Source organism: Roseibium sp. M-1 (genome assembly GCF_054515675.1).
Genome location: NZ_CM137257.1, coordinates 4,425,778 through 4,451,095, shown reverse-complemented (window position 1 = coordinate 4,451,095; position 25,318 = coordinate 4,425,778). Strand labels below are relative to the sequence as shown.

25 protein-coding genes are annotated in these 25,318 nt (G+C 61.0%); 14 read left to right on the top strand and 11 right to left on the bottom strand.

Features of this window, described 5'->3' with window-relative positions:
- The first annotated feature begins 60 nt into the window (after window positions 1–60).
- From trxA to ACX3M4_RS20225, 3 genes are all read left to right on the top strand, one after another.
- A complete protein-coding gene (trxA, locus tag ACX3M4_RS20235; protein WP_459354788.1) occupies window positions 61–1,050 on the top strand; it encodes a thioredoxin in 990 nt (329 codons plus the stop codon).
- Window positions 1,051–1,146: 96 nt separating this feature from the next.
- Complete coding sequence (locus ACX3M4_RS20230) at window positions 1,147–1,824, top strand: LON peptidase substrate-binding domain-containing protein (RefSeq protein WP_459354787.1); 678 nt, start codon at window positions 1,147–1,149, stop codon at window positions 1,822–1,824.
- A 33-nt stretch (window positions 1,825–1,857) separates the two neighbouring features.
- On the top strand, window positions 1,858–2,049 hold the full coding sequence (locus ACX3M4_RS20225) for a Trm112 family protein (protein WP_459354786.1): 192 nt from the start codon (window positions 1,858–1,860) through the stop codon (window positions 2,047–2,049).
- A gap of 27 nt (window positions 2,050–2,076) precedes the next feature.
- Here ACX3M4_RS20225 and ACX3M4_RS20220 read toward each other — a convergent pair whose 3' ends face one another.
- Complete coding sequence (locus ACX3M4_RS20220; RefSeq protein WP_459354785.1) at window positions 2,077–2,379, bottom strand: YggT family protein; 303 nt, start codon at window positions 2,377–2,379, stop codon at window positions 2,077–2,079.
- A gap of 233 nt (window positions 2,380–2,612) precedes the next feature.
- Between ACX3M4_RS20220 and ACX3M4_RS20215 the strand changes: the two genes are divergently transcribed.
- Window positions 2,613–3,416, top strand: coding sequence for a MipA/OmpV family protein (locus tag ACX3M4_RS20215; RefSeq protein WP_459354784.1), 804 nt, complete (start codon window positions 2,613–2,615; stop codon window positions 3,414–3,416).
- A gap of 239 nt (window positions 3,417–3,655) precedes the next feature.
- On the opposite strand, the gene ACX3M4_RS20210 is transcribed toward ACX3M4_RS20215, so the two are convergent.
- The 5 genes from ACX3M4_RS20210 to ACX3M4_RS20190 form a co-directional block, all read right to left on the bottom strand.
- A complete protein-coding gene (locus ACX3M4_RS20210) occupies window positions 3,656–4,489 on the bottom strand; it encodes a pentapeptide repeat-containing protein (protein ID WP_459354783.1) in 834 nt (277 codons plus the stop codon).
- A 433-nt stretch (window positions 4,490–4,922) separates the two neighbouring features.
- Window positions 4,923–5,936, bottom strand: a complete 1,014-nt coding sequence (locus ACX3M4_RS20205) for a patatin-like phospholipase family protein (protein WP_459354782.1) — start codon at window positions 5,934–5,936, stop codon at window positions 4,923–4,925.
- 43 nt (window positions 5,937–5,979) lie between these two features.
- Window positions 5,980–6,762, bottom strand: coding sequence for a 3-hydroxybutyrate dehydrogenase (locus ACX3M4_RS20200; protein WP_459354781.1), 783 nt, complete (start codon window positions 6,760–6,762; stop codon window positions 5,980–5,982).
- A gap of 313 nt (window positions 6,763–7,075) precedes the next feature.
- The gene (locus ACX3M4_RS20195; protein ID WP_459354780.1) at window positions 7,076–7,963 is read right to left on the bottom strand and encodes a 4-hydroxy-3-methylbut-2-en-1-yl diphosphate synthase; all 888 of its coding nucleotides are present in this window, start codon (window positions 7,961–7,963) and stop codon (window positions 7,076–7,078) included.
- Between the two features lie 99 nt (window positions 7,964–8,062).
- Entirely contained in the window at window positions 8,063–8,833 is a 771-nt protein-coding gene (locus tag ACX3M4_RS20190; RefSeq protein WP_459354779.1) for a hypothetical protein, read from the bottom strand.
- A gap of 224 nt (window positions 8,834–9,057) precedes the next feature.
- Between ACX3M4_RS20190 and ispG the strand changes: the two genes are divergently transcribed.
- From ispG to queF, 10 genes are all read left to right on the top strand, one after another.
- The gene (gene ispG, locus ACX3M4_RS20185) at window positions 9,058–10,320 is read left to right on the top strand and encodes a flavodoxin-dependent (E)-4-hydroxy-3-methylbut-2-enyl-diphosphate synthase (protein ID WP_459359471.1); all 1,263 of its coding nucleotides are present in this window, start codon (window positions 9,058–9,060) and stop codon (window positions 10,318–10,320) included.
- A 21-nt stretch (window positions 10,321–10,341) separates the two neighbouring features.
- Complete coding sequence (pdxY, locus tag ACX3M4_RS20180; protein WP_459359470.1) at window positions 10,342–11,235, top strand: pyridoxal kinase; 894 nt, start codon at window positions 10,342–10,344, stop codon at window positions 11,233–11,235.
- Window positions 11,228–11,965 (top strand): DUF429 domain-containing protein, encoded by a 738-nt coding sequence (locus tag ACX3M4_RS20175; protein WP_459354778.1) that lies wholly within the window; start codon window positions 11,228–11,230, stop codon window positions 11,963–11,965. Before pdxY ends, ACX3M4_RS20175 begins: the two co-directional genes overlap by 8 nt.
- A gap of 128 nt (window positions 11,966–12,093) precedes the next feature.
- Window positions 12,094–12,393, top strand: coding sequence for a hypothetical protein (locus ACX3M4_RS20170; RefSeq protein WP_459354777.1), 300 nt, complete (start codon window positions 12,094–12,096; stop codon window positions 12,391–12,393).
- Between the two features lie 19 nt (window positions 12,394–12,412).
- Window positions 12,413–12,832 carry a cysteine rich repeat-containing protein gene (locus ACX3M4_RS20165; protein ID WP_459354776.1) on the top strand — a complete coding sequence of 140 codons (420 nt, stop codon included), beginning with the start codon at window positions 12,413–12,415 and terminating at the stop codon, window positions 12,830–12,832.
- A gap of 435 nt (window positions 12,833–13,267) precedes the next feature.
- The gene (locus ACX3M4_RS20160; RefSeq protein ID WP_459354775.1) at window positions 13,268–15,199 is read left to right on the top strand and encodes a DNA/RNA non-specific endonuclease; all 1,932 of its coding nucleotides are present in this window, start codon (window positions 13,268–13,270) and stop codon (window positions 15,197–15,199) included.
- 228 nt (window positions 15,200–15,427) lie between these two features.
- Window positions 15,428–16,117, top strand: coding sequence for a 7-cyano-7-deazaguanine synthase QueC (gene queC / locus ACX3M4_RS20155; RefSeq protein WP_459354774.1), 690 nt, complete (start codon window positions 15,428–15,430; stop codon window positions 16,115–16,117).
- Window positions 16,110–16,493 (top strand): 6-carboxytetrahydropterin synthase QueD, encoded by a 384-nt coding sequence (queD, locus tag ACX3M4_RS20150; RefSeq protein ID WP_459354773.1) that lies wholly within the window; start codon window positions 16,110–16,112, stop codon window positions 16,491–16,493. Before queC ends, queD begins: the two co-directional genes overlap by 8 nt.
- Window positions 16,490–17,218 (top strand): 7-carboxy-7-deazaguanine synthase QueE, encoded by a 729-nt coding sequence (gene queE / locus ACX3M4_RS20145; RefSeq protein WP_459354772.1) that lies wholly within the window; start codon window positions 16,490–16,492, stop codon window positions 17,216–17,218. The genes queD and queE overlap by 4 nt, the downstream gene beginning before the upstream one ends.
- Before the next feature lie 352 nt (window positions 17,219–17,570).
- Window positions 17,571–18,038, top strand: coding sequence for a preQ(1) synthase (queF, locus tag ACX3M4_RS20140; RefSeq protein ID WP_459354771.1), 468 nt, complete (start codon window positions 17,571–17,573; stop codon window positions 18,036–18,038).
- An 85-nt stretch (window positions 18,039–18,123) separates the two neighbouring features.
- On the opposite strand, the gene ACX3M4_RS20135 is transcribed toward queF, so the two are convergent.
- The 5 genes from ACX3M4_RS20135 to acnA form a co-directional block, all read right to left on the bottom strand.
- Window positions 18,124–18,921, bottom strand: a complete 798-nt coding sequence (locus tag ACX3M4_RS20135) for a reprolysin-like metallopeptidase (RefSeq protein ID WP_459354770.1) — start codon at window positions 18,919–18,921, stop codon at window positions 18,124–18,126.
- A gap of 150 nt (window positions 18,922–19,071) precedes the next feature.
- On the bottom strand, window positions 19,072–19,668 hold the full coding sequence (locus tag ACX3M4_RS20130; protein WP_459354769.1) for a hypothetical protein: 597 nt from the start codon (window positions 19,666–19,668) through the stop codon (window positions 19,072–19,074).
- Window positions 19,669–19,794: 126 nt separating this feature from the next.
- Window positions 19,795–21,342, bottom strand: coding sequence for a DUF2235 domain-containing protein (locus ACX3M4_RS20125; protein WP_459354768.1), 1,548 nt, complete (start codon window positions 21,340–21,342; stop codon window positions 19,795–19,797).
- Between the two features lie 126 nt (window positions 21,343–21,468).
- A complete protein-coding gene (locus ACX3M4_RS20120; RefSeq protein ID WP_459354767.1) occupies window positions 21,469–21,858 on the bottom strand; it encodes a bleomycin resistance protein in 390 nt (129 codons plus the stop codon).
- A 114-nt stretch (window positions 21,859–21,972) separates the two neighbouring features.
- Window positions 21,973–24,648, bottom strand: a complete 2,676-nt coding sequence (acnA, locus tag ACX3M4_RS20115; RefSeq protein WP_459354766.1) for an aconitate hydratase AcnA — start codon at window positions 24,646–24,648, stop codon at window positions 21,973–21,975.
- Window positions 24,649–25,318: the final 670 nt, after the last annotated feature.

Here is a 25,318-nt window from a genome sequence, read left to right as displayed (position 1 = left end):
TTTCAGTTTTCCCTCATGGCCGGGCTGGCAGACGCCCGGCCGGAAGTTTCGAGGCGGCATATGAGCAACGGCAATTACAGCATCGGCGGCCAGGTCGGCGGCAGTTTCGGTGGCGGCATGGGCGGCGGCTATGGCGGCGGTGGCAATGGCGGCGGCGATGCGCCCGGCGGTAATGGCGGCGACGACCTGATCTTCGACGTCACCACCCAGACCTTCATGGCCGACGTCATGGAAGCCTCGCGTCAGCAGCCGGTGCTGGTGGATTTCTGGGCGCCCTGGTGCGGCCCCTGCAAGCAGCTGACCCCGATTATCGAGGCGGCCGTCAAGGCGGCCGGCGGCACGGTGAAGCTCGCCAAGATGAATATCGACGACCATCCGGAAATCGCCGGCCAGATGGGCATCCAGTCGATCCCGGCCGTGGTTGCCTTCAAGGACGGCCAGCCGGTGGACGGTTTCATGGGCGCGCAGCCGGAAAGCCAGGTGAAGGCCTTTATCGAACGCCTCGGCGGTCCGGCACCTGTCAACGAGGCAGACGCCTTTCTGGAACAGGCAACCGAACTGCTGGTCACCAAGGACTACGCCCAGGCAGCCCAGCTTTTCGGTGCCGTCATGCAGATGGAACCGGACAATGTCACAGCCATCGCCGGTCTGGCGCAGTGTTATCTGGGCGCCGACGACCTGGAGCGGGCAAAACAGGCCCTCGACCTGGTCCCGGAAGACAAGCGTAACGATCCGGCCTTTGCGGCGGCAAAGGCCGCCATTGATCTCGCGGAACAGGCAGCCTCGCTTGGCGACCTGGCCGAACTGCAGGACCGCATCGCCAAGGATCCGCTCGATCTTCAGGCCCGCTTCGACCTCGCCCTCGGCCTCAACGGCAAGGGCGACAAGGAAGGGGCTGTCGACCAGCTGATCGAGATCGTCCGGCGCGACCGGGAGTGGAACGAGGACGGCGCCCGCAAGCAGCTGCTGCAGTTCTTCGAAGCCTGGGGCTTCAAGGAGCCCGCCAGTGCCTATGGCCGCCGCAAACTGTCTTCCGTCCTGTTTTCTTGACGATTTCCGGAAGTGACACACATTAATTCGGAAGCGCTTGTGAACAGGCGAAGCCGGTAGGCTCGCGGCCATAACGACAACAACGAAGGCACGGACATGCAGGCGGGTAATGCCATCTACGAGACCATTGCGGACCTGCCGCCGGTCCTGCCCGTGTTTCCGCTGTCCGGCGCACTTCTGCTGCCCAGAACCCAGCTGCCGCTCAACATTTTCGAGCAGCGCTATATCGACATGATCGATACGGCGCTGGCCGGAAACCGGCTGATCGGCATGGTGCAACCGTCGCCCGAGCGCAATCCTGCCGACCCGGACAATCCGGCACTGGCCAGCGTCGGTTGTGTCGGCCGCCTGACCAGCTATCAGGAAACCGGCGACGGCCGCTATCTCATCACGCTGCAGGGCATCACGCGCTTTGAACTCGGCAAGGAGCTGAAGTCCTATTCCCGGTTCCGTCAGGTGGAGTGCGACTTTGCCGCTTTCGCCAACGACCTCAAATGCGGTGAGGGCGAGGCCGACGTCGACCGCACCGGCCTTTTGAAGACCTTGCGCAACTATCTGGACGCCAACAACCTGGAAGCCGACTGGCAGAGCGTGTCGGAGGCGGAGACCGAGGTGCTGGTCAATGCGCTCTGCATGATGTGTCCCTACGGACCGCAGGAAAAACAGGCGCTGCTTGAAGCCCGTGACCTGAAGACCCGGGCCGAAACGCTGATCGCCATCACCGAAATGGATCTCGCCCGATCCCAGAATGACGGCGGCTCCACGCTGCAGTGACGCTTCTTCAATGCCTCAAAGAGATTGAAACCCATGACTGAAACAAGCGAACGCCCGGTCGACAGGAAACTCCTGGAGCTTCTCGTCTGCCCGGTGACGAAGGCGACGCTGGAATATGACCCGGCCGCCCAGGAGCTGATCTCGCGCACGGCGAAACTCGCCTATCCGATTCGCAACGGCATACCGATCATGCTGCCGGACGAGGCGCGCAAGCTGGAGGACTGAGCGGGAGCGTTGCCCCCGCCGGGCCCGTCAGACCCCGAGGCTGTAGCCGAGGCGCAGGATGAAACTCTGCAGGAACCAGATGATCAGCAGCAGCACCACCGGGGAAATGTCGACGCCGCCGAGATCCGGCAGAATGCGCCGGATCGGCCGCAGCGCCGGTTCGGTCAGGTTGTAGAGAAACCGGCCGATCGTGTTGACGACCTGATTGCTCGAATTGACGATGTTGAAGGCATAAAGCCAGGAGAAGATCGCGGCTGCGATGATGACGAGGGAATAGAGGTAGAGGGCATACCCCACCACACTCAGTAACGATCCGACTAAAGCGCTCATGTGCCATCCCATTTCGAAGCTTCGATTTGTCCCCTCATGTAGCTTCCTGAAGGCGGACCTGCAAGACGGCAGGCTTTTTAAGGCTAATTTGCCTTGGATGGCACAGGCCGCGTCGACTGCATCAGGGCGATGCGCAAATGCAACACTCCGGCAAAACCCGCTTTCCTTAGGGTTTGTGTAACCCGCACTCGTGCTATCTTCCCGCCAACGCATTTCCTTATGGATGGGTATTGATGTTCAAGCTGTTGTCGCGGGCCGCCCTGGCCGTTGCCCTTAGCGCTGTTTCCGGAGCCGCGCTGGCACAGAGCGGGGACCTGTCCGCCGAGGACGCAAACCGCCAGTTCGTGATCGATCTCGGTGTCGGCGCCATGGCGCAGCCACGCTACGAGGCGGCTGACTCCTACCTCATCTATCCCTTCCCGATCGTCGCTGTCGGCCGGTTCTACTTGCCGGGTCTCGGCCAGGTCGTGGACGGACGCCGCAAGTCGGGCGTCTTCTTCTACCCGTCGTTCAATTTCATCGGCGAGCGCAAGGCCAGCGACTCGACAGACCTCACCGGTACCAACACCGTCGACTGGGCGCTCGAACTCGGCCTCGGCGGCGGTTTCCGCACCGAGCATTTCCGCGCATTCGCGGAGCTTCGCCAGGGCATCAACGGCCATACGGGCCAGGTCGGCCAGCTCGGCATCGACGGCATTCTCTATCCGGCTGAAAAGTGGGAAGTCAGCTTCGGTCCGCGTGCAGATTTCGCCTCCGGCGAATACATGGACACCTATTTCGGCGTCAGCGCGACGGAAGCGGCCAACAGCGGCGGCCGCCTGACGCAGTACGATCCGGGTGCCGGCTTCAAGAGCGTCGGCCTTGCCGCACGCGCCAGCTACGACATCAACGACGATTTCCGCTTCCACCTTCAGGGTGGCTACAATCGCCTCATCGGCGATGCCGCCGACAGCCCGATTGCCGAGAACGGCAGCGAAAACCAGTTCAGCGTCGGCGCCGGCGTCACCTACCGTTTCGCCTTCGACCTGTTCAACTGACCGGGAGAGAGAGGCACACGCTTCTCTCGAAGCCAAGACGCGTCACCACGTCATTCCGGACGCAGCGCATGACGATCCGGGACCGGGCTACCCGATCCTGCCGATACCTCGCAATTTTCAGATCAGCTTGACGGCTCCCGGTCCCAGCGCGCGCTTCGCTTGGCCGGGATGACGATGGAGAGGTCTTTCATGCAACGCTGAACGGCCGTCTGTTCGAGGCATTCAGGCGTCTTGCCCCATCAATCGGAGCAGGGGATCAGTTCGATGCCGCGAGGCAGTTTGGTGGTCTCATCGCCGCAGGCGCCGAGAATGCGGGCCGGGTCGAGATTGTAGGCGCCGGTCAGGTCCGCGCCCACAAGGCGTGTCCGCCTGAGCAGCGCGCCATCGAAATTGACACCCTGCAGATTGGCACCCGTCAGATCCGAGCTCACCAGACGGACACCCGAGAAATCGGCGCCGGAGAAGTTCGTGCCATGGGCCTGGATGCGGTCGAGCTTGGCCTGGCGCAGGCGCGCGTCCTGGAAGTCCGCGCCGCTGAGGTCGACCCGTTCCAGATTGGCTTCGTCCATCTTTGCCCGCTTGAAGGACGCATTGTCGGCAACCGAGCGCGTCAGAAGCACATTGCGCATGTCGGCATCGTCGAACACCGCCCCGCTGGCAATGACGGTGTTCAGGTCCGCATCGCGAAGATCCGCCGCCTTGAAGAGAGTATTGGTCAAATTGGCTTTTTCCAGATCCACGGAGCGCATGTTCGCTTCCCAGAAGTCACTGCCCGCAAAATCCGCGCGTTCCGCCTCGGTTCGGCGGAAATCGGAGTTCCTGAAGTTCGCGTTGGGCAGGGCGGCTTCCTTGAGATCGACCTCGCGCAGATTGGCGTCGGCAAAGTTGCCGGTTTCCAGGGTAAGGCCCCTGAGCTCTGCGAGACGCAAATCGCAGCCGGGACAGCCACCCTTTTCCTTGATCTCTGCCATGCGCTGTTCGTCGCTGCCGGCTTGAGCGTTGCCAAGTGCCACGCCAACCAGCGCCGCTGCACCGAGACATCCTGCAAGAACGCGGCTAACCTTGTTTGTCATCGCCAATCCCTTCGCCGTTTCCCCTTAAATAGGTCGCCGATGCGGCGGTTTAAGGACATTGCCGGGTATTAGACTGTATTTATGTGAAAAGAATATTCAATCCGCCAGGCATATTGCCCCGGCCAAGACCCTGACACCACCAGATCGGCGAAAAGTCAGGGAGGGAAGAAACGGGCGGGGTCGCGAGTGCCCGCTTCTTCCATCCACTTGAGCGCTGACGACGCACTACCTGACAATCAGCGTGCCAATCCAATCGCAAAAGCCTTGCCAATTGGTTTTCGCAATCATCCACCCAAGATCTGCCACGGCAATGTATGCACAACACAAGATGCTGATTTTGTTTAGACTTTCTTCACATCTGCTGCATTGCATTCTGCAACGCTGCCTGCAAACAGGGTAAAGGAAAGATGAACGGGAGAGTGCCGGAGAAGCGTCAGGAAATCTCGCTGCGCAGATCGAGGGTCGAACACTGGCCGATGTCGTCATAATGCCGTTCGAGCCAGTCTGCCGCGGTCTTGCGGCCAAGGTCCCTGAGCTTCGTCAGGAAGGTCCACTCGGCATTCAGCTTCGAAGATGACTGCATCGGCTTCAATTCGTCCGCTGAAATCCGGTGCATGAAGACCCGGGTGTAATCGTTGCGCGACAGCTTGCCCTCTTCGATCAGGCGGGTGACGAAATCGATCGCGCGCAATTCCCTGAGCAGCGTCGAATTGAAGCTGATCTCGTTCACGCGGTTGACGATCTCGCGCGCGGTCTTCGGCACCTCGCGCCGTTCCAGCGGATTGATCTGGATGAGCACCACATCCGGCGTCTCGGTCGCGTAGAACAACGGGTAGAGCGGCGGGTTGCCCATAAAGCCGCCATCCCAGTAGGGCTCGCCATCGATTTCAACGGCCTGGAACATCTGCGGCAGGCAGGCAGAGGCCATGACTGCATCCAGCGTCACTTCCTTCTCGCTGAAGACGCGGATCTTGCCGGTGAAGACATTCGTCGCGGCGACGAACAGCTTAATCTGGCTGCAGGCGTGCACCCTGTCGAAGTCGACGATCTCATCGACGACGTCCCGCAGCGGATTGACGTTGAGCGGGTTGAATTCATACGGCGATGCGAACCGCGTCATCACGTCGAAGAAAAGGTAGCTCGGCGAATTATCAAGGCTCCACTGGCCAAGCAGAATGTCGAGCGGAGAGCGTTGCACGGGGCTGAACTGGGCCCTGCGGCTGACCGCGTGCCAGAACGCTTCCAGGCTTTCGCGCGCGCCTTTTTCGCCCCCCGCCTGCATGCCGCTGGCCATCACCACGGCATTCATGGCACCCGCGGACGTGCCGGTAATCGCGTCGATCCGCAGGCGATCGTCTTCCAGAAACTTGTCCAGCACCCCCCAGGTAAAGGCACCATGGGCGCCTCCCCCCTGCAGGGCGAGGTTGATGTTCTTTGGCTTGACCAAGTCCTTGCCTTTCAGCCGCCGATACCGGCTTTCCGTCAGCGGTTTACTGGGCTGTCCAGCCGCCGTCGATCGGCAGCACCGAGCCGGTGATGGAGGAGGCGGTGTCGGAGCACAGGAACACGGCATACCCGGCCACCTGCTCGATGGTCACGAACTGCTTCGTCGGCTGGGCCTTCAGCATGACCTCGTTCTTGACCTCTTCCTCGGTCATGTTGCGCGCCTTCATCGTGTCCGGGATCTGCGCTTCGACCAGGGGCGTCCAGACATAGCCCGGGCAGATGGCGTTGACCGTGATGCCTTCCTGCGCCACTTCCAGCGCCACCGTCTTGGTGAGGCCGGCAATGCCGTGCTTGGCCGCCACATAAGCGGACTTGTAGGGCGAAGCGACCAGTGCATGGGCCGACGCGGTGTTGATGATCCGGCCCCAGCCCTTTTTCTTCATACCCGGCAGGGTGGCGCGGATAGCGTGGAAAGCGGAGGACAGGTTGATCGCGATGATCGCGTCCCACTTGTCGACGGGGAACTCGTCGACCGGCGAGACAAACTGGATGCCCGCATTGTTGACCAGGATATCGACCGCCCCGAATTCCTTTTCAGCCAGCGCGATCATGCTGGCGATCTCGTCGCCCTTCATCATGTTGGCGGGAGAATAGAGGCAGCGCACCCCGAAATCCGCTTCGATCGACGCCCGGGTCTTTTCGATCTCGTCCGCATCGCCGAGGCCGTTGATGACAACGTTCGCACCCTTTTCCGCAAAGGCGCGGGCACACCCAAGGCCGATGCCGGACGTGGAGCCGGTGACGACGGCGGTTTTGTTGGCAAGCATTCGGGATCTCCCAAGGTCTGATGAGTGTGGGGCACACATTCGACCAGTTCCCGCCGCACTGCAACATCGGAATGATGAAAAGTGAACGAGCCGTCAGGAGGATGCGTTACAACAAAACAACCTCATCCTGAGGAGCCTGGCGACGCCAGGCGTCTCGAAGGATGGGCGGCACACTCAAGAACAAGCGGCCCATCCTTCGAGACGGCCCTGAAGGCCCTCCTCAGGATGAGGATCTGGGTGTTTCGCCGCCTCAGGATGAGGAATTCGCTGTTGAGAAGTTATTAGGCCGTGTGGACGGATTGGTCATTGGCACTCAGCGCCGGTTCATGCGCTGTGCGCCCTCAAGGGCCTTGCGCGCCTTTGTCCGGGCCGCGTCTCGTGTTTCTTCCACCTTCGAAAGATCCTCGCGCCGGAGGCCGAGCTGCGAGGCGAATTTCTCCCGGATCAGGCCGTAAAAAGTCGCATGCAGGCTGGCAAAGGCCCAGACCAGGATCAGCATCGTCCCCATCGGGAAGACCGCCGAGCGGATCTGCGCCCAAAGAACGCTGGCCGGCAGAAGTCCGTCGCTGACCCAGAGCACCCCGGCCCAGATCCCGACGAGAGCGCCCGCCAGAAGGCTCATCACCAGGGCGGCGAAGGCCATGGCCCAGCCGAGCCCGGCGGTCGCCCGCCAGCTTTCCCGGAAACTGAGCGGATCATCGACCGCGGCGGCCGGCAATACGACGGAAAATTTCTGCACAACCATCAGCGCAATGAACGGTGCCAGAAGCAGAACCACCACCCCGATCCCCGCGGTCACGGCCGCCAGAAGCACGGCGACGATCACCAGCGGGATCAGTGACAGGGTGCCGATCAGGGTGAGCACTATCTGCTTGAAAATGACACGGAAGGTACGTGCGCCAATGCTGAGCGGAAAATCGTGGGCATCGATCAGGATGCGGCGGACATAGGCAATGGCGATCGAGAAACCGACGAGCAGGTTGGCGATGGCGGCGAGCGCGCGGAGCGCACCTTCATCGGCCGCGGCCACCGGCTCGGTCATGTAGGAGACCGTCTTGAAGCCGCTTTCCGGCATCAGTGACGCTCCGATGGCGAAGTTCAGCGCCACAAGCAGAAGGATATAGGCCCAGCCGGTTTTCAGGAGCGTCCCGAAATTGTGCTGCGCCAAAGACAGCGAACGTTCCAGAACGGTGAAGAACATGACATGCCCCGGTTGGTTGCAGTGCGGACAGGATACCCGATCAGAAGAAGAGCACCACCGGAAAGGAGCCTGATCGCATCAGGCCTTGTCCGCGCACGCTTAGCTCGCTTGCCGCTCCATCGCGATCCGGTAGCCCGCCGTCAGGATCGAGATCCCCAGCACCGTGACGATGATCTGCACCAGAACGTTCAGCACCAGGATCTTCATCTGGATGAGCGCCGCCGGCAGGCCGCCGGAGAGAAGGCCGACGAGAAATTGCAGGCCTTCACCGACAGCGACGAAAGGCAGGATGAGAATGAGCGCGGCCAGGAACAACGGTACGCCCAGGCCCTTGCCGAAGTTGAGCGTTTCAGAAAAACCGAGGGGGCGCTCGACGGCTACGGCGGGCAGGCTGAGATTGAGGCGGAACAGGAAGGGTGCGACGCAGATGACTGCGACGATCCAGAGCAGCATTGTCACGGCATTATTCTTGAACACCGCCGACAACACGCCGACCACCAGGCCAGCCGGAAGAAAGACGATGACGGCGGCAAAAGACAGCAGGATCATCTGCCAGATGAAGCGGAATTCGACGGAGCCGACGCGGAAATGAAGCGGCCCGGGGCGCTCGTTCAGGAGACCGAAGCGGTGCCAGGCAACGGATATGGAGGCGGAGGACAGAAGCGCGACGATGAAGGCAACCAGCAGCAACAGGACCGTCGTGCCGGAAACGTCTTCCGGCGCTGTTGCCTCGTTAATCCTGCCACCGTTTGCCATAATGAGCAGCGACACGACGAATTGCAGCACGAACCAGCCGCCGCAGACCTTGAAGACGGTCTCCAGATTGCCGAACACAATGGAAACCGAATCCGACAGCAGCCGCTTCAACATCGCAAGTCCCCGATTTGACTTATGAACCTGCCGGCAGCGGCGGTCCTTGCCCCGCTCATAGCGGGCATTGAAGGGGATGACAACCGGGACCGGAGGTGACCCGGAAAGAGGGTCGGCGATTTGCCGCCATTGCCCTTTTTTGCCTGAGAGCCTAATCATGCGCTGGAAAGTCGGACCGATCTCCCTCATATGGGAGGCAAATGCAAAAACCGCTGGTTCCTGTCATGATCGATGATTTCGCAAAAGCCCTGCCCCGCCGTTCGTCCATTGGCGTGAAGGTCGGCAATGTGCTGGTCGGCGGCGATGCACCTATCGTGGTGCAGTCCATGACCAACACGGATACGGCAGACGCCGATGCGACCGTCGCCCAGGTCGCAGCGCTTGCCCGTGCCGGCTCCGAAATCGTCCGCATCACAGTGGACCGGGCAGAGGCTGCAGCCCAGGTGCCGCGGATCAAGGAACGGCTGGAGCGGATCGGCGTGACTGTGCCCCTCGTCGGCGACTTCCACTATATCGGCCACAAGCTTCTGACCGACTACCCGGACTGCGCCGCGGCCCTCGACAAATACCGCATCAACCCGGGTAATGTCGGCTTCAAGGCCAAGCGCGACACTCAGTTTTCGCAGATCATCGATATTGCGCTGAAGCACGACAAGGCGGTGCGGATCGGGGTCAACTGGGGCTCGCTCGACCAGGAATTGCTGACGAAGCTGATGGACGAGAACGCGGAAAGCGCCAATCCGGTTTCCGCCGCCGCCGTCATGCGCGAAGCCATCATCCAGTCGGGGCTGTTGTCGGCCGAGCGCGCCGAAGGCCTTGGCATGGGCCGCGACAAGATCATCCTCTCGGCCAAAGTCAGCCAGGTGCAGGACCTGATCGCCGTTTATGCCGATCTCGCCCGCCGCTGCGACTATGCCCTGCATCTCGGCCTCACGGAGGCCGGCATGGGCACCAAGGGCATCGTCTCTTCCGCCGCCTCCATGGGCATCCTGCTGCAGCAGGGCATCGGCGACACGATCCGCGTTTCGCTGACGCCGGAGCCCGGCGGCGACCGCACCCGCGAGGTGCAGGTGGCACAGGAACTGCTGCAGGTGATGGGCTTCCGTGCCTTTGTGCCGGTGGTCGCCGCCTGCCCCGGCTGCGGCCGAACGACGTCCACCGTCTTCCAGGAACTCGCCCAGGACATCCAGGACCATATCCGCGTGTCGATGCCCAAGTGGCGCGAGCAGTATCCGGGCGTCGAGAGCCTGAACGTCGCCGTCATGGGCTGCATCGTCAATGGCCCGGGCGAATCCAAGCACGCCGACATCGGCATCTCGCTGCCCGGCACCGGTGAAACCCCCTCGGCACCCGTCTTCATCGACGGCGAAAAGGTCACCACCCTGCGCGGCGCGGGAATTGCCGATGAATTCAAGCAGATGGTTATGGACTATATCGAAAAGCGCTATGGCACCGGCGCCAAGTCCTCCTCCTCCGACGCCGCCTGACCCTAAAGGAAATCGCAGATGATGCAGCCGGGCGCCCCCGTGCCACAGAAGAAGCCGGTTCTGGTGATCACTTCCCAGGTGGTGCGCGGCGGCATCAGCGGCCGCGGCCTCACCTTCGCGCTGGAGCGGATCGGCCACGATGTCTGGTTCCTGCCGACCATCCTGCTGCCCTGGCATCCGGGCCAGGGCAAGGGCACGCGCATCGTCCCGCCTGTCGACGGCTTCAAGGCGATCGCCGAAGACTTGGCGGCCTCACCGAAGCTTTCCGAAGTCGGCGCCGTCATCACCGGTTATCTCGGCGATGCGGAGCAGGCTGCCGCTGTTGCGGATCTCGTCAGGGCGGTCAAGTCGCAAAATCCTGAAGCACCGTACCTGTGCGACCCGGTCATGGGCGACCTGCAAGGCGAGACCGGCGCTCTCTATGTGCCCAAGGCAACCGCCCAGGCGATCCGAGACCAGCTGGTGCCACTGGCCGACATCGTCACCCCGAATGCGTTCGAGCTTGGCTGGCTGACCGGCCGCACCATCGAAAGCGAGATGCAGGCCCTTGCCGCCGCACGTGTGCTCGGTAACGAGCGTGTTCTGGTGACTTCGTCTCCGGCGCTCCGCCGCAATGCCATCGCCAATCTGCTGGCCGCTCCGCGCGGCGCGGTCGCGGCCGAACACGCCTCAATCGAAAACCCGCCGCACGGCACGGGCGACCTGATCGCCGGTCTGTTCCTCGCCAACCTGCTTGCCGGTCTCAACGACGAGGAAGCCCTCAAGCGCGCCTCCGCCTCAGTCTTCGAACTGGTGGCACGAAGCGTGCGCAAGGGTGCGGACGAGCTGCTCTTTGCCGAGGAACAGAACTCGGTGGTCAAGGCGATGGCGCTGGTCACCTCCCGCCGCGTCCTGGAAGCAAGGGCCCGTGCCTGACGGCGCGGACATCTTTGTTGCCGGGGTCGACGGCTGCCGGGCCGGCTGGATTGCAGTTATCCGCAGGCTCGGCGATCCCGCCGACCTGACACTTCAGCTCTTTTCGTCATTCACAGAGATCGTCAGCTTCGTACCGCATCTGACGATCATCGCCGTCGACATGCCGATCGGTCTTCCCGACCGGATCGGCCCCGGCGGCCGCGGTCCTGAAAAGGCTGCCCGCAAGCACTTGGGGATGCGCCAGTCCTCCGTCTTCACGGTTCCTTCGCGCCCCGCCGTCTATGAAGACGATTATCCAAGGGCCTGCGAGACTGCGCTGAGCTCATCGGACCCGCCGAAGAAGGTCTCCAAGCAGTGTTTTTTCCTCTTCCCGAAGATCCGCGAGATCGACGCTCTCATGACGCCGGAGCTGGAGACCCGCGTCCATGAAGCCCACCCGGAACTCGCCTTCTGGCGCCTGAATGGCGAAGCCGAAATGAGCCTGCCAAAAAAGGTGAAGAGCCGCGCCAACCCGGAAGGCCTCGCGCAGCGACGGAATCTCCTTGTGGCCAAAGGCCTGCCGCAAGACTTCCTCGACCAACCGCCGCCCCGCGGCTGCGGCCGCGACGATCTTCTGGACGCTGCCGCGAACAGCCTGATCGCCGGGCGGATATTTTCAGGTGAGGCGGAGACGTTTCCACGAGACTTCCGGCGGGACGAACGAGGGCTCCGGATGGCGATCTGGGCGTGAGGGCGCTCTGGCATGCCTTCAGCGTGTCACACGATACACAAAGGCTCCATTGCGCTTTTCAGGATACCGACGCACTCTTCCGCTTGGGCAACCTTTCGCGCCCATCACTTTCTTAAGGGACTAGACAAATGCGAATACATTATCTGTTGGCGGCAATTATCGCTTTCGCGGTCGCCTTTTCCGGCTCGCTCGATTTCTCTGGCTATTCCGCTGGCACACCTGTGCTCGTTGGCATCGGCGCTGCCAAGGCGCAGACGGCAGCGCGCAATACTGCGCGAAGGACTTCGCGACGCACCAGCCGCCGTGTCGCAAGGCGTCATTCCGTGGCCGGGTGTGCGCCCTACAATGCCTACTACAATTGCGGCGGCGTCTATTACCGGCCAGTCATTGAGAACGGCACGACCGTCTATGTTGTCGTAAATCCTTGATTTTAAGAGAGATCATTCCATGACCCCTTTGTCCTTTACGACGTTTATTGCCGGTTTCGCCCTGTTCTGCTCTTCCGCTCTTGCGCAGGGCCCGGTCCAGGGTGTGCTTGAAGCCTGTGAACCGGAAATCACCACCTACTGCGACCAGGTCACGCCCGGTGATGGTCGCTTGATGTCCTGCATGTACGCCCATGAGGACAAGATCAGCGACACTTGTGCGGCGTCGATTGTCGACATGGCAGATGCGCTGGACTTCCTGTTTGCCAATGTCAGCGATGCGCTTGCCCTGTGTACCGCAGATATCGAAGCCAATTGTGCGACAGTTGAATTTGGCGGCGGACGGATCCTTTCCTGCCTGAAGGAACACGCGGACAAGGTCTCATCAGACTGTCAGCCGGTTGTAGGTGCCTTCAGCGAGAAATTCGGCCTGAGCGACTAAGCCTTCTTTCGGGTGACATGAAGACAGCGTGCGGCCCATTCAGCGGCCGCGCGCCAAGTTTCCTCCTTCCCTTTCCTTTCCCCAATATCTGCTACAACGCCGCCGTTCCCTCGAGAGAACCAACAGTCAAAGCCTGCCCGGGATGAGCATTTCAACGCGCGTTCGACAGCGAAAAATCAGAGGCCAAGCCGACAAAACACTCGCCGCCTGTGCCGGCGAAATGGCCTTCGGCGCCTTTGCTCACCGGGTCGTACAAGAGCTACAACTGCCCCAAGGTCACCACTTGAGGCCAGGCCGCCTCCCGGCCGGGCTTTGCGTCGCGCCGGAGCAATTCCAGAGCGGTGCGATCTCGCAGCCCACATACTTGCAGTTGCCACTTTGTGTTACACTCTCGCCCGGAATTCCTTTGTCTCTTTTCAAAAAATGGGTGGCACAATGGCTAAGAAAAGCAAATCCGGCAAATCCGCGGAAGCACTTCAGGCAACACTCAGGCGGTTTGTAAGAACACGCGGCGCGGAATACCTGCGCGATCCGAACGTGACCTCGATCGGTGTCGGCCGGAAGAACGAAGGCAAGGAGAAGGACCGGGGAGGCGAGACGAGCCAGGACGGTGAAATCAGCATCGTCTTCACGGTCGGCAAGAAGGCATCAGGCTCTGCACTCGAGGCCCTCGATACCAAGGAATTGCCCAAGGCGATCGAGTTTGAAGGCATCACCATTCCGACCGATGTGCTGGAACGAAAATACGAGCCTTCCTACAAGCTTGTCGAAGTGGAGAACCCGAATTTTCTGAAGACGCGACTGGATCCGGTGGTGCCGGGCGCCAGTATCTCCCACATGGACGGCAGCGCGGGAACGATCGGGCTGATCGTGTTCGACGAGGAGACCGGCAGCCCCTGCGTGCTGTCAAACTGGCATGTGCTGCATGGCAATACCGGGGAGATCGGCGACCCGATCGTTCAGCCCGGGCCCCATGACGACAACAACCTCACCAACAACTTTTGCGGCGAGTTGCTGCGCAGTCACCTGGGACCCGCCGGCGATTGCGCCCTGTCGAGGCTGCGGGACCGGGGGTTCGTCCAGGAAATCCATAATCTCGGCGTGGTGCCGGACAAGCTGGCCGACGTGGACCTGGACGACACCGTCGTCAAGACCGGCCGAACCACGGGCACCACCTACGGCAAGGTCCGGCGGACGGATGTGATTGCCAAAATCGACTACGGTTTGCTGACCGGCGAAAAATCGATCGGCTGTTTTGAAATCGAACCGGATCCGGATTTCCCGGCACCGGGAAACGAGATCAGCTCGGGCGGGGATTCCGGGTCGGCCTGGATGATTGCCGACGGCAAGGCGGCGACCACCGTTTTTGCCGGACTGCATTTTGCAGGTGAATCGGGCGACAACCCGGACGAACACGCACTGGCGTGCTACCCCGTTTCCGTCCAGAACAAAATGCGGTTCACCCTGAAGCCGCCGGAAAAAACCGTTCTGGCCGGCGACATCGAAGAAGCCATCGGTTCCAGAACCGGCTTTGACGACCAGTTCCTCGGCTTTCTCGCGCCTATGCCGGAAATGTCGAGATCGATCAAGATCGACGCGGTCAATTTTAAAGGCCGCCAGACAATTCCCTACACCCACTTTTCGGTATGCCTCAGCGGCAAGCGGCGCATGCCGCGGTTTGTCGCCTGGAATATCGACGGCGCCCAGAAGGTGACCCTGGGCGACCACGCCTTCAAGCAGGACGACCGGATTGCGGCCAAGTTCCAGCTGGACAACTCCATCTATGAAGGCAACAAGCTCGACCGGGGGCATGTCGCCCGGCGCGCGGACCTCGCCTGGGGGCCTGTGCCAGAGGCAAAACAGGCAAACAGGGATTCCTTTTTCTATACCAACATCGCGCCACAGCACGAGCGGTTCAACCGGTCGAGCCTCAGCGGCTTGTGGGGGCGGCTTGAAAACCTCGTGCTCGAGGAAGCCGCGACGCAGGATATCAAGGTGTCCGTGATTGCCGGACCGGTATTCGCGGACGACGATCCGGAATATCGCGGCGTGCTGATCCCGCGCGCATTCTGGAAACTGATTGCCTATCTCGGCGAAAACGGAAACCCGGCCACGGCCTGTTTCCAGCTGTCCCAGAACGATTTCCTGAGCGATATCGAAGCCATCGACTTCGACCCCTTCCGCCTGTTCCAGATCTCCGTGGAGGAACTGAGCGAGCGAACGAAACTCGATTTCTCCTTTTACGAGGGCATGGACGTCACGCTGTCGAGGAACCTTTTGACGGAGGCACGTACCGAGGAGCTGAAGGGGCAGGTGATCCGCAAGAACATCCGGGAAATAACTTCAGCGGACCAGATCGCGATATGACCGGGCTCTTGCTCGCGACATTGCCGCCAGTGGCCGATAACCGGAAGAAGGCTCCTTCTTCCGGTCAAGGCCTGCTGACCGGCTGCGGGATATTCCCCGTTTCCCTTCCCTTTTCGCCAAAACCTGCTACAACGCCCGCCGTTCCCCAAAAGGGAGCCACCGGTCGCAGCCTACCCGGTGACGAGCGTCTCAACGGGCGTTCAACAGCGAAAACAAGGGACCACATCGTTGAAAACACTTGTCATCTGTTCCGGCGGAATGGATTCCGTCACCCTTGCGCACAAGGTTGCGCAGGAACATGAACTGATCGGCCTTCTGTCCTTTGACTATGGCCAGCGCCACAAAAAGGAGCTGGACCATGCCAAGGCCTGCGCTGATGAACTCGATACCGAGCATATCCTGATCGACATTTCCAATATCGGCCGCCAGCTGACCGGCTCGGCGCTGACCGACAATCTGGATGTGCCGGACGGGCATTATGCCGAAGAGACCATGAAGATCACCGTCGTGCCGAACCGCAATGCGATCATGCTCGCCATTGCCTACGGCATTGCCAGCGCCCGCGGTGCCGAAGCGGTGGCGACCGCTGTCCATGGCGGCGATCACTTCATCTATCCGGACTGCCGTCCGGCCTTCACGGAAAGCTTCGAGACCATGCAGCGCCACGCGCTGGAAGGCATGGGCGAGATCCGCCTCTATACGCCCTACGTCCACACCTCCAAGGCGGATATCGCCGCAGAGGGCCTGAGGCTCGGCGTCGACTACGCCAAGACCTGGTCCTGCTACAAGGGCGGCGATGTTCATTGCGGCCGCTGCGGTACCTGTGTCGAAAGGCGCGAGGCCTTTCATTTGGCCGATGGGATCGACCCGACCGAATACGCGGATGCAGAGTTCTGGAAGGCGGCGTGCAATGTTTAGGATCACCAAGGAATTCCACTTCTCCGCCAGCCACCAGATCCATGGTCTTGGCGAAGATCACCCCTGCGCCCGGTTGCATGGCCACAACTACGTGGTCGAGGTGGAGCTGATGGCCGAGGAGCTGAATCCCATCGGCTTTGTGCGCGATTACCGGGAACTCTCCGAGTTCAAGCGCTTCATCGACGACACGCTCGACCACCGGCACCTCAACGACGTGCTCGGCGACGACTGCGTGACGGCAGAAACGATGGCCCGCTACTTCTATCAGTGGTGCCGCCAGCGCTGGCCGGAAACCGCGGCCGTGCGCGTCAAGGAAACACCGAAGACCTGCGCCGAATTCCGGCCATTGATCTATCCGGGAGCGCGCGCGGCATGAGCACCGATCTGATCCGGGTCAGCGAGATATTCGGCCCCACCATCCAGGGCGAAGGTGCCCTCATTGGCCAGCCCACCGTTTTCGTGCGCACCGGCGGCTGCGACTACCGCTGCAAGTGGTGCGATACGCTGCATGCGGTCGACAGCGCCCACCGGGACGAATGGTGCCCGATGACACCGGACGCGATCCTCATGCAGGTGGAGATCCTTTCCGGCGGGCGCCCGCTGACCGTATCACTCTCCGGCGGCAATCCGGCGATCCAGCCGCTCGGCGGCCTGATCGACCTCGGCCACCGGGAAGGCTACCGCTTCGCGCTGGAAACGCAGGGCAGCGTTGCCAGGGACTGGTTCAGTCAACTGGACGTCCTGACGCTCAGCCCGAAGCCGCCGTCGTCGGGCATGGTGACCGACTGGCAGAAGCTGGCCGAATGCGTCGAGGCGGCAGGTCCTCAGACCCAGACGGTTCTCAAGGTCGTCGTCTTCGATGAAGCCGACTATGCCTATGCCCGCGATGCCGCCGAACGGTACCCGTCCCTCGCCTGCTTCCTGCAGCCCGGCAATCACACGCCCCCGGCTGCGGAAGAAGCGGACGCTGCCATCGACATGGCCGGCATCATGGAACGCATGCGTTGGCTGGTGGACAAGGTCGCCTCCGACCGCTGGTACGCCGCAACGGTCCTGCCGCAGTTGCATACGATGATCTGGGGCAATCTCAGGGGGGTTTGATCCTTAACTTTTCCACATCCTCATCCTGAGGAGCCGCGACAGCGGCGTCTCGAAGGATGGACCGCAAACTCCGAACAAGCGGCCCATCCTTCGAGACGGACCTGATGGTCCTCCTCAGGATGAGGCAGAGGGGAACAGGCGGCTCAAACGAACTTCTCTCCTGTCCCGGATCTTCGCGTCGCTCCGTCCGGGATGACGATGGAGGGGCAGATCATTCGAAATTCACCCCTCATCCTGAGGAAGGCCGAAGGCCTGTCTCGAAGGATGGGCGGCAAACTCCGAACAAGCGGCCCATGCTTCGAGACAGCGCTTTGCGCTTCCTCAGGATGAGGTCGGAATTGAGGAAACATTCATGTCCGACAAGAGCATCTACGAAAACCTGACCCAGCTCGGGTCGTCCACCGAGCTTCCCGGCGACCCGGCGAAGGCCGTCCTTGAAAAGGTGCCGAACCCGCAGGCAGGCACCGGCTATATGGTCCGTTTCGTGGCGCCGGAATTCACTTCGCTCTGCCCGATCACCGGCGCGCCGGATTTCGCACATCTGGTGATCGACTACGTGCCGCGGGATTTCCTCGTTGAAAGCAAGTCGCTGAAGCTCTTCCTCGGCTCCTTCCGCAACCACGGCGCCTTCCACGAGGACTGCACGGTCTCCATCGGCAAGCGCCTTGTCGACCTGCTCGACCCCGAGTGGCTGCGGATCGGCGGTTACTGGTATCCGCGTGGCGGCATCCCGATCGACGTCTTCTACCAGACCGGCCCGGCACCGGAAGGCGTCTGGATCCCGGAGCAGGGCGTTGCGCCCTATCGCGGACGCGGCTGACACGGCCTTAAGCGGTCTAGTGGAGCGAATTTGACATTTGCTCCAGCGCTAGCAGCAGGGGGATGCAAATGTCAGAATCGAACCACTAGCCTTGCCGGGCAGCGATGAGATCGATGCCGACGGTCGGCACTTCCGTCGCGCTGAACGGCCGCACCAGCCGGATCGGCGTTTCGTTGATATGCGTCAGCGCCCCGGACCTTGCCAGCGCATAGAGCGTCTTGAGATCGCTCCGGTCATTGTCGGTCATGGTGCTGTCGCTGCCATAGTTCATGATCGAAAACTGTTCGTGGGCGCCGAAAATCTCCACCGGCCAGGCGGTCTCTCTGACATCCGCGAAAAAATGCCGGAGGCCGAAGATGTGGCCGACCTCATGCGCCATCGTCTCGACCTGTTCCTTGCGGCTCTGCTGGAACATCCGCGGGTAGACCTTGACCTCGTGACGTCCGCCATCGGGGAAAAACGCGCTTGCAAGCGTGCAGCCGTTGTCATTGCACTTGTTGTCCGCGTTCACGACTATCTCGAAATCCCAGGCATCGTGGGCTTCCTTGAACCTGACGGGAGCAGCATCGCCCCACAGGAGAACGCCTTCCGCGAAGAGCATGCGGACATAGGTCTTGATCTCATCGGCATTTTCAAATTGCAGCAACGCGATTTCCTGGAACCGCCAGCGAAGGGTCACGTCACTCGCCCAAAGCGGAATGAATCCGTCGGTCGCATCCAGCACGATCTCCAACCGGCTCCGGTTGTTCGGCGTGCTGTATCCCTTTGTTTCCGTATCGCAGACAAAGCCCTTTTCACCGATCTTGAAGAGCCTTTCCTCAAGGAGTTTTTTCACTTCCGCCTGATCGCGGAACTTGAGGAGCTTGCCGACTTTTTTCGTCAAGACAGTTTCGTCACGTTGAGTGTAAGCAGACATCTTCACCCCCGTCGAAAATCAAAAATATCAATCAAGCATAGAGGAAATACATTAATACCAATCAAAAGTCGTGACAAGCATCTGATCGTGAGCGCTACTTGGGAGACCTAAATTCCGTCACTCCGGCATCGGCAGCGTCAATCCCGGATCCGTCTGGATCTCCTGGGTCGTCACCATCTCGAAATTCGGCGCCTTGGTGTCGTAGATCGCCTTGACGATGAAGCCGTCGCTGCGCCTGACAAAGTAAGTATAGCGGTTCTCGGTGACCATGCCCTGGCTGACGGTGATGTCGGCTGCAACCACCTCCACGGCCTCGCCGTTCACCTCTTCCTCACCGCAGGCGGCGTTACGGATCGTTGCCGCGTTTGTCTCCTTGTCGGCCCGCGCCTTGTCCGCATTCTGGCCGGTGTCCATCTCGCGGATTTTCGCCCAGGTCTTGCCGTCGTCGTCCGACTGGTAAAGCACGTTTTCGTAACCGAGCACCCAGGGCCCTGCGGGAGACGTCGGCACGGTCATGTAATGATCGGCGCTGAGATAAAGGAAATCGTTCTTGGTTTCCGGCGCTCCCTTGAACGCCGTCGTGACCGCGGTCCGAGTCGGGATCTCCTGGTCGAGCCGGAGATAGAGTTCCGTGAACCGGTCCTGACAGGGATCGGCGAACGAGACGGATGTAAAACCAAGGGTGAAGACGGCTGCGATCATCAAAGGTTTCATGCGTTCCCCCACAACAACTATTTTGGCGGCAATTGGATCGATTAACGCATAACAGGGAACACCGTTTTCCAACGGGAGGCAATCGTCTTCAGCCGGCCTGTCCGCCAGGGGCTGTGCCAAACCGGGTCAGGAGGTGCGTTTGATGGTCAGCTTCACGCTGCCCCTGTTGTTGCCGTACATCTGCCAGGCGTCGTTGGCGAAGGCATAAAGATAGCCGTCCGCCTTCGGTGTCACCTTGCACTCCTTGCCGATCAGGAAGGTCTGGTGCGGCGCGGCGTTTCCGTGTTCGTCCGTGCTTACGCCATTGGCAATCACGCCGACCAGCGCGAACCAGGGCATATCCTCTTCGCGGCGGGTCAACCAGAAATCCGTATGCTGGTTGTTGGCAAAGCGCTTGAACAGTTTCTCGACCTTGCCCCAGCCGGTCGCGACGACATGCAGGACTTCGCCGGCCTGGAAATCTCCGTCCTTCGTCCCGGCCGGACCGCATTTGATGGAGGCGTCGAGCCATTCGCCGCTCGCCGACAATTGATAGTCCTCGCCTTTTTTCAGGAAGACGGTTGTCGGGTTCCATTTCTCCAGCGCAAACACGTCGACTTTGATCTCCTCGCCAACGCCCAGCTGTCTGGACCGCCAGTAGACGGACTGGGAAAGCGGCGGATTTTTCTGGCGATCAAGCGCCGAGGCGTGAAACCTGCCGGCACATGTCGTGTCCGAGACGCAGGGCACGCTTCTCGGTCTCGATGTCAGGCGCTTGTAGATCCCGTCGATTGAATTGTGCAGGACGCCAAGGTGATCGGGGCTCACCTGCGCTCCGGCCGAATCCCGAAATTTGAGACCAGCCTTTGTGGCTTCCTCCATCATCCATTGCAGCGCTCCGTCGGAAAGCCCTGTCTGCGGATAACCGCCGCCGACATCCGAATGCGCTCCGGGAAACCAGATCTCGACGCAGTCCGTCTCCTCCGCAACGCTAGTCCAGAGCGTCGGCGAGAAGGTCACCCGGGGTTCGTCCATGGCAACGGCATGGCGCGCCGTGCGCACGATGCTGCTGAGGCTGGTATCGTGAAACGCATGCTTTTTCGCATCGTCGATCAGGTTCAGAAACCCCAGTTCGTCCGGAATTCCGAGCGATCCGACCGTATCCCAGACACCCAGGAACCGGATCGGCGTGGTGCCCCGGCCGGTCTCGCCCTCCTGTGCGTTGTGGAACCTGAGATGTTTCAGCGCCTTACGGTCTTTTTCCTCCGCCCTGTAATTGGCAAAGACCTCATCGATGACGGGCCACGGGATCTCGCCGCCCTTCGAGTGCTTCTGAAGGTCCAGCAGACCGCAGACCGAGATCAGTCCACCGAGGCTCCGGACCGTATAGGCCCCCCGGCTGAAGCCGAAAAGGTAGATGGCGTCGCCCTCGGCATAGTTCTCGGCGAGCCAGCGATAGGCGCTCTTGATGTTCCGGTCGAGACCCTTGCCGACACCGCCCCCGAACACCCTGTTTTTGAACCCGCCCTCGGTTCCGACGCCCGGATGATAATAGGCTTTCTGCGGCTGGCCGGACGTATCGCCGGTATCGAGCGCGGCGTGTAACTTGACCACATTGGTCGGCGTCGGAATGCCGTCGGTCATGTTGTCCGGTGTTGCCCAGGTTCCGTCACAGCACACGACGAGATTTGCCATTGTCACCACCCCCATGGTTTCCCTAAAGGAAACAAACCACAGGTTTCAGGCAATTTCCACTTCTACCCTGTCGGGTTCCATGTCAGCTAACTCATCAGCATCCCTTGACGCGGCGAGAAATGACCCTCAATCGGCGATCCGCTCCAGATGTTCGCCGAAATAGAGGATATTGCCGTCCGGGTCCTTTGCGCCGAACTCGCGCATGTTCCAGGGCCGGTCGCATATCGCCTCCTCGATCCCGGCACCGGCCTCGCTCACCTGCGCGTAGTAGCCGTCGATCCCGTCGACAAAACAATAGGCAGCCGCCGGATGCCTTGCAGCGCCGGAACTCAGGTGCAGTTCGACGTTGTCCCGGCAGAGGATCGCATACCGGGGCGGCTCGCCATCCGCATCCGCCCATTCGAAACGGACGTCGAACAGCAGCCTGTCGCGGTAATAGGCAACGGAAACGGCAAGATCCGTCACCGGGAAGACCGGGGCGATGTGGGCAAGGCGGGCTGGTTTGCTGTCGGGCATGGCGTCACCTCTACGAGTTGCAGATCCAAACCTGCCGGACATCTGCCTCGGTGGCAACCAGAACGGGCCCCGCAGGGCCCGACCAATCTCTCTGAATGATGAAAACCGGTAACCTCAACTCGTCACCAGGTTCCTCAGCACATAGTGCAGGATGCCGCCCGCCTTGATGTATTCCAGTTCGTCCAGCGTATCGACGCGGCAGAGGCATTCGATGGTCTTCGTCGTGCCGTCCTCGTAGGTGACGTCCACGTTCATCATCTGGCGCGGCTGGATGTCGGCGATGCCCTTGATGGTCACCCGTTCCTTGCCGGTGATGCCGTGCGACTGCCAGCTCTCGCCCTCCTTGAAGGTGAGCGGAATGACGCCCATGCCGACCAGGTTGGAGCGGTGGATGCGCTCGAAGGACTGGGCGATGACGGCGCGCACGCCAAGCAGGTTGGTGCCCTTGGCGGCCCAGTCACGCGACGAGCCGGTGCCGTATTCCTTGCCGGCGAAGATCACCAGCGGAATGCCGGCTTCCTTGTATTCCATGCAGGCGTCGTAGATCCACTCCTGCTTGCCGTCCTTCATGGTGACGCCGCCCTCGACCCCCGGAACCATCTGGTTCTTGATGCGGATATTGGCGAAGGTGCCGCGCATCATGACTTCGTGGTTGCCGCGGCGCGAGCCGTAGGAGTTGAAATCCTTCTGCGCGACCTGGTGCTCCGACAGGTACTTGCCCGCCGGGCTGTCCAGCTTGATGGACCCGGCCGGGGAGATGTGGTCGGTGGTGATGCTGTCGAGGAACAGCCCCATCACCGCCGCGTTCTCGATGTCCTGGAGCGGCTTCGGCTCCATGGTCATGCCTTCGAAATAGGGCGGGTTCTGCACATAAGTCGAGGAGACGGGCCAGGAATAGGTCAGGCCGCCCTCCACCTTGATCTCCTGCCAGTGCTCGTCGCCCTTGAAGACGTCGGAATAGCGGGTGCGGAACATCTCTTCGTTGATGGAGGAGCGGATCAGGCCGGCGATCTCTTCCGTCGTCGGCCAGATGTCCTTGAGGTACACCGGGTTGCCGTCCTGGTCTTCGCCAAGCGGATCTTCCGTGATGTTGATGTTGAGGCTGCCGGCCAGCGCATAGGCAACGACCAGCGGCGGCGAGGCCAGGTAATTGGCGCGCACATCCGGATTGACGCGGCCCTCGAAGTTGCGGTTGCCGGAAAGCACCGAGCAGGCAATCAGGTCATTGTCGTTGACGGCGGCCGAAATCGCCGGATCGAGCGGACCGGAATTGCCGATGCAGGTGGTGCAGCCATAGCCCGCCAGCGTGAAGCCGAGCGCGTCGAGGTCGTCCTGCACGCCGGCCTTGTCGAGATAATCCGTCACGACCTGCGAGCCCGGGGCCAGCGAGGTCTTCACCCAGGGTTTTACCTTCAGGCCCTTTTTGAGCGCGTTGCGGGCGACAAGTCCGGCGCCGATCAGAACGGACGGGTTGGAGGTGTTGGTGCAGGACGTGATGGCGGCGATGACGACATCACCATTGCCGATGTCATAGTCCTTGCCCTCGACGGCGACGCGCTTTGAGAGCTCACCCGCCTTCTTGAATTCGTCGGCCATCGTCTTGGCAAAGCCCGACGCGGCATCCGCGAGATTGACGCGGTCCTGCGGCCGCTTCGGACCGGAGATCGACGGCACAACGGTGGAGATGTCGAGTTCCAGCGTGTCGGTGAAGACAGGCTCCTCGCCGCCGGAGCGGTACATGCCCTGGGCCCTGGAATATTCTTCGACGAGCGCAACGCGGTCCTTGTCGCGGCCGGTGGCATGCAGATATTTCAGCGTGTCGCTGTCAACCGGGAAGAAGCCGCAGGTCGCGCCATATTCCGGCGCCATGTTGGCGATGGTGGCGGCGTCTTCGAGGCTTAGATTGTCGAGGCCGGGGCCGTAGAATTCCACGAACTTGCCGACGACGCCCTTCTTGCGCAGCATTTCGACGACGCGCAGAACGAGGTCGGTCGCGGTGATGCCCTCGTTGAGCTTGCCTGTCAGCTTGAAGCCGATGACTTCCGGGATCAGCATGGAGATCGGCTGGCCGAGCATGGCAGCCTCCGCCTCGATACCGCCGACACCCCAGCCCAGCACCGCCAGGCCGTTGACCATGGTGGTGTGACTGTCCGTGCCGACCAGCGTGTCCGGATAGGCAATGGTTTCGCCGCCTTCTTCCCGCGTCCAGACAGTCTGGGCGAGATATTCCAGGTTCACCTGGTGGCAGATGCCGGTGCCGGGCGGCACGGCGCGGAAGTTGTTGAAGGCGGACTGCCCCCAGCGCAGGAACTCGTAGCGTTCCTTGTTGCGCTCGTATTCCAGCTCGACATTCTTCCTGAACGCATCCTTGGTGCCGAAATAATCGATCATCACCGAGTGGTCGATGACGAGATCGACCGGCACCAGCGGATTGACCTTTTCCGGATCGCCGCCAAGTTTCACCGCTGCATCGCGCATGGCCGCAAGATCGACCACGGCCGGAACGCCGGTGAAGTCCTGCATCAGCACGCGGGCCGGCCGGTAGGAGATTTCATGGTCGGAGGTGCGGGTCTTCAGCCATTCGGCGCAGGCGAGGATGTCCTGCCTGGTCACCGTGCGCCCGTCTTCGAAGCGCAGCAGGTTTTCAAGGACGACCTTCAACGAGAAGGGAAGCTTGGAGACGCCCGTCAGCCCGTTCTTTTCCGCTTCGGGAATGGAAAAATAGGTGTAGGTCTTGCCGCCGGCGGTCAGCGTTTTCTTGCACTTGAAGCTGTCGAGGGACTGGGTCACGGCGTGCGTTCTCCTTCATTGTCCGTATGGCCCGGGTTGCAATCGATCCGGTGCCTGGCACTACTCTCAAAACATCCGGTCATCAGGCCAGTGGCATGATGCTCTTCCACTTTTTTGACCGATCGGCTTTCGGGCATTCAACTGATTCCGGTCGAATGTCCGCTGATCTTGTCCGCGGGATCACGTCAGAGAGCCTCTCCCTCCTTCGCCGCCGCAAATTGGTGCATCGCACCTATAGCAATCTTTGGCATTCCAAACCAGCAAAGGCCCTGCCACCTGACGGCTATTTAGGGTAATCTTTCCGCACCTTGAAGGTTCCAGTGGTTCGATTCTGACATTTGCATCCCCTTGCTGCGAGCGCTGGAGCAAATGTCAGAATCATAAGAACCACTAGATAAATATATGGTTCTAGTGGAGCTTTTGAATTTGACATTTGAGCATCAGCCTAACCGCGAGCGGGACTCAAATGTCAAATTCGCTCCACTAGGCCGGATTTTTTGATGTCATGCAGCTGCTTGAACGGCAAGCCGGCTCGATCCTTCACAGAATCTTTGGAAAGATATTGCATACCATTGTATACTGAATTAAGACCGCGCACAGCCAGCTTAATCCGGTGCGTCCGAGTAACGGCGTCCGGGAGCAAGCTTCATCTAACTTGAGGACGCCGGGA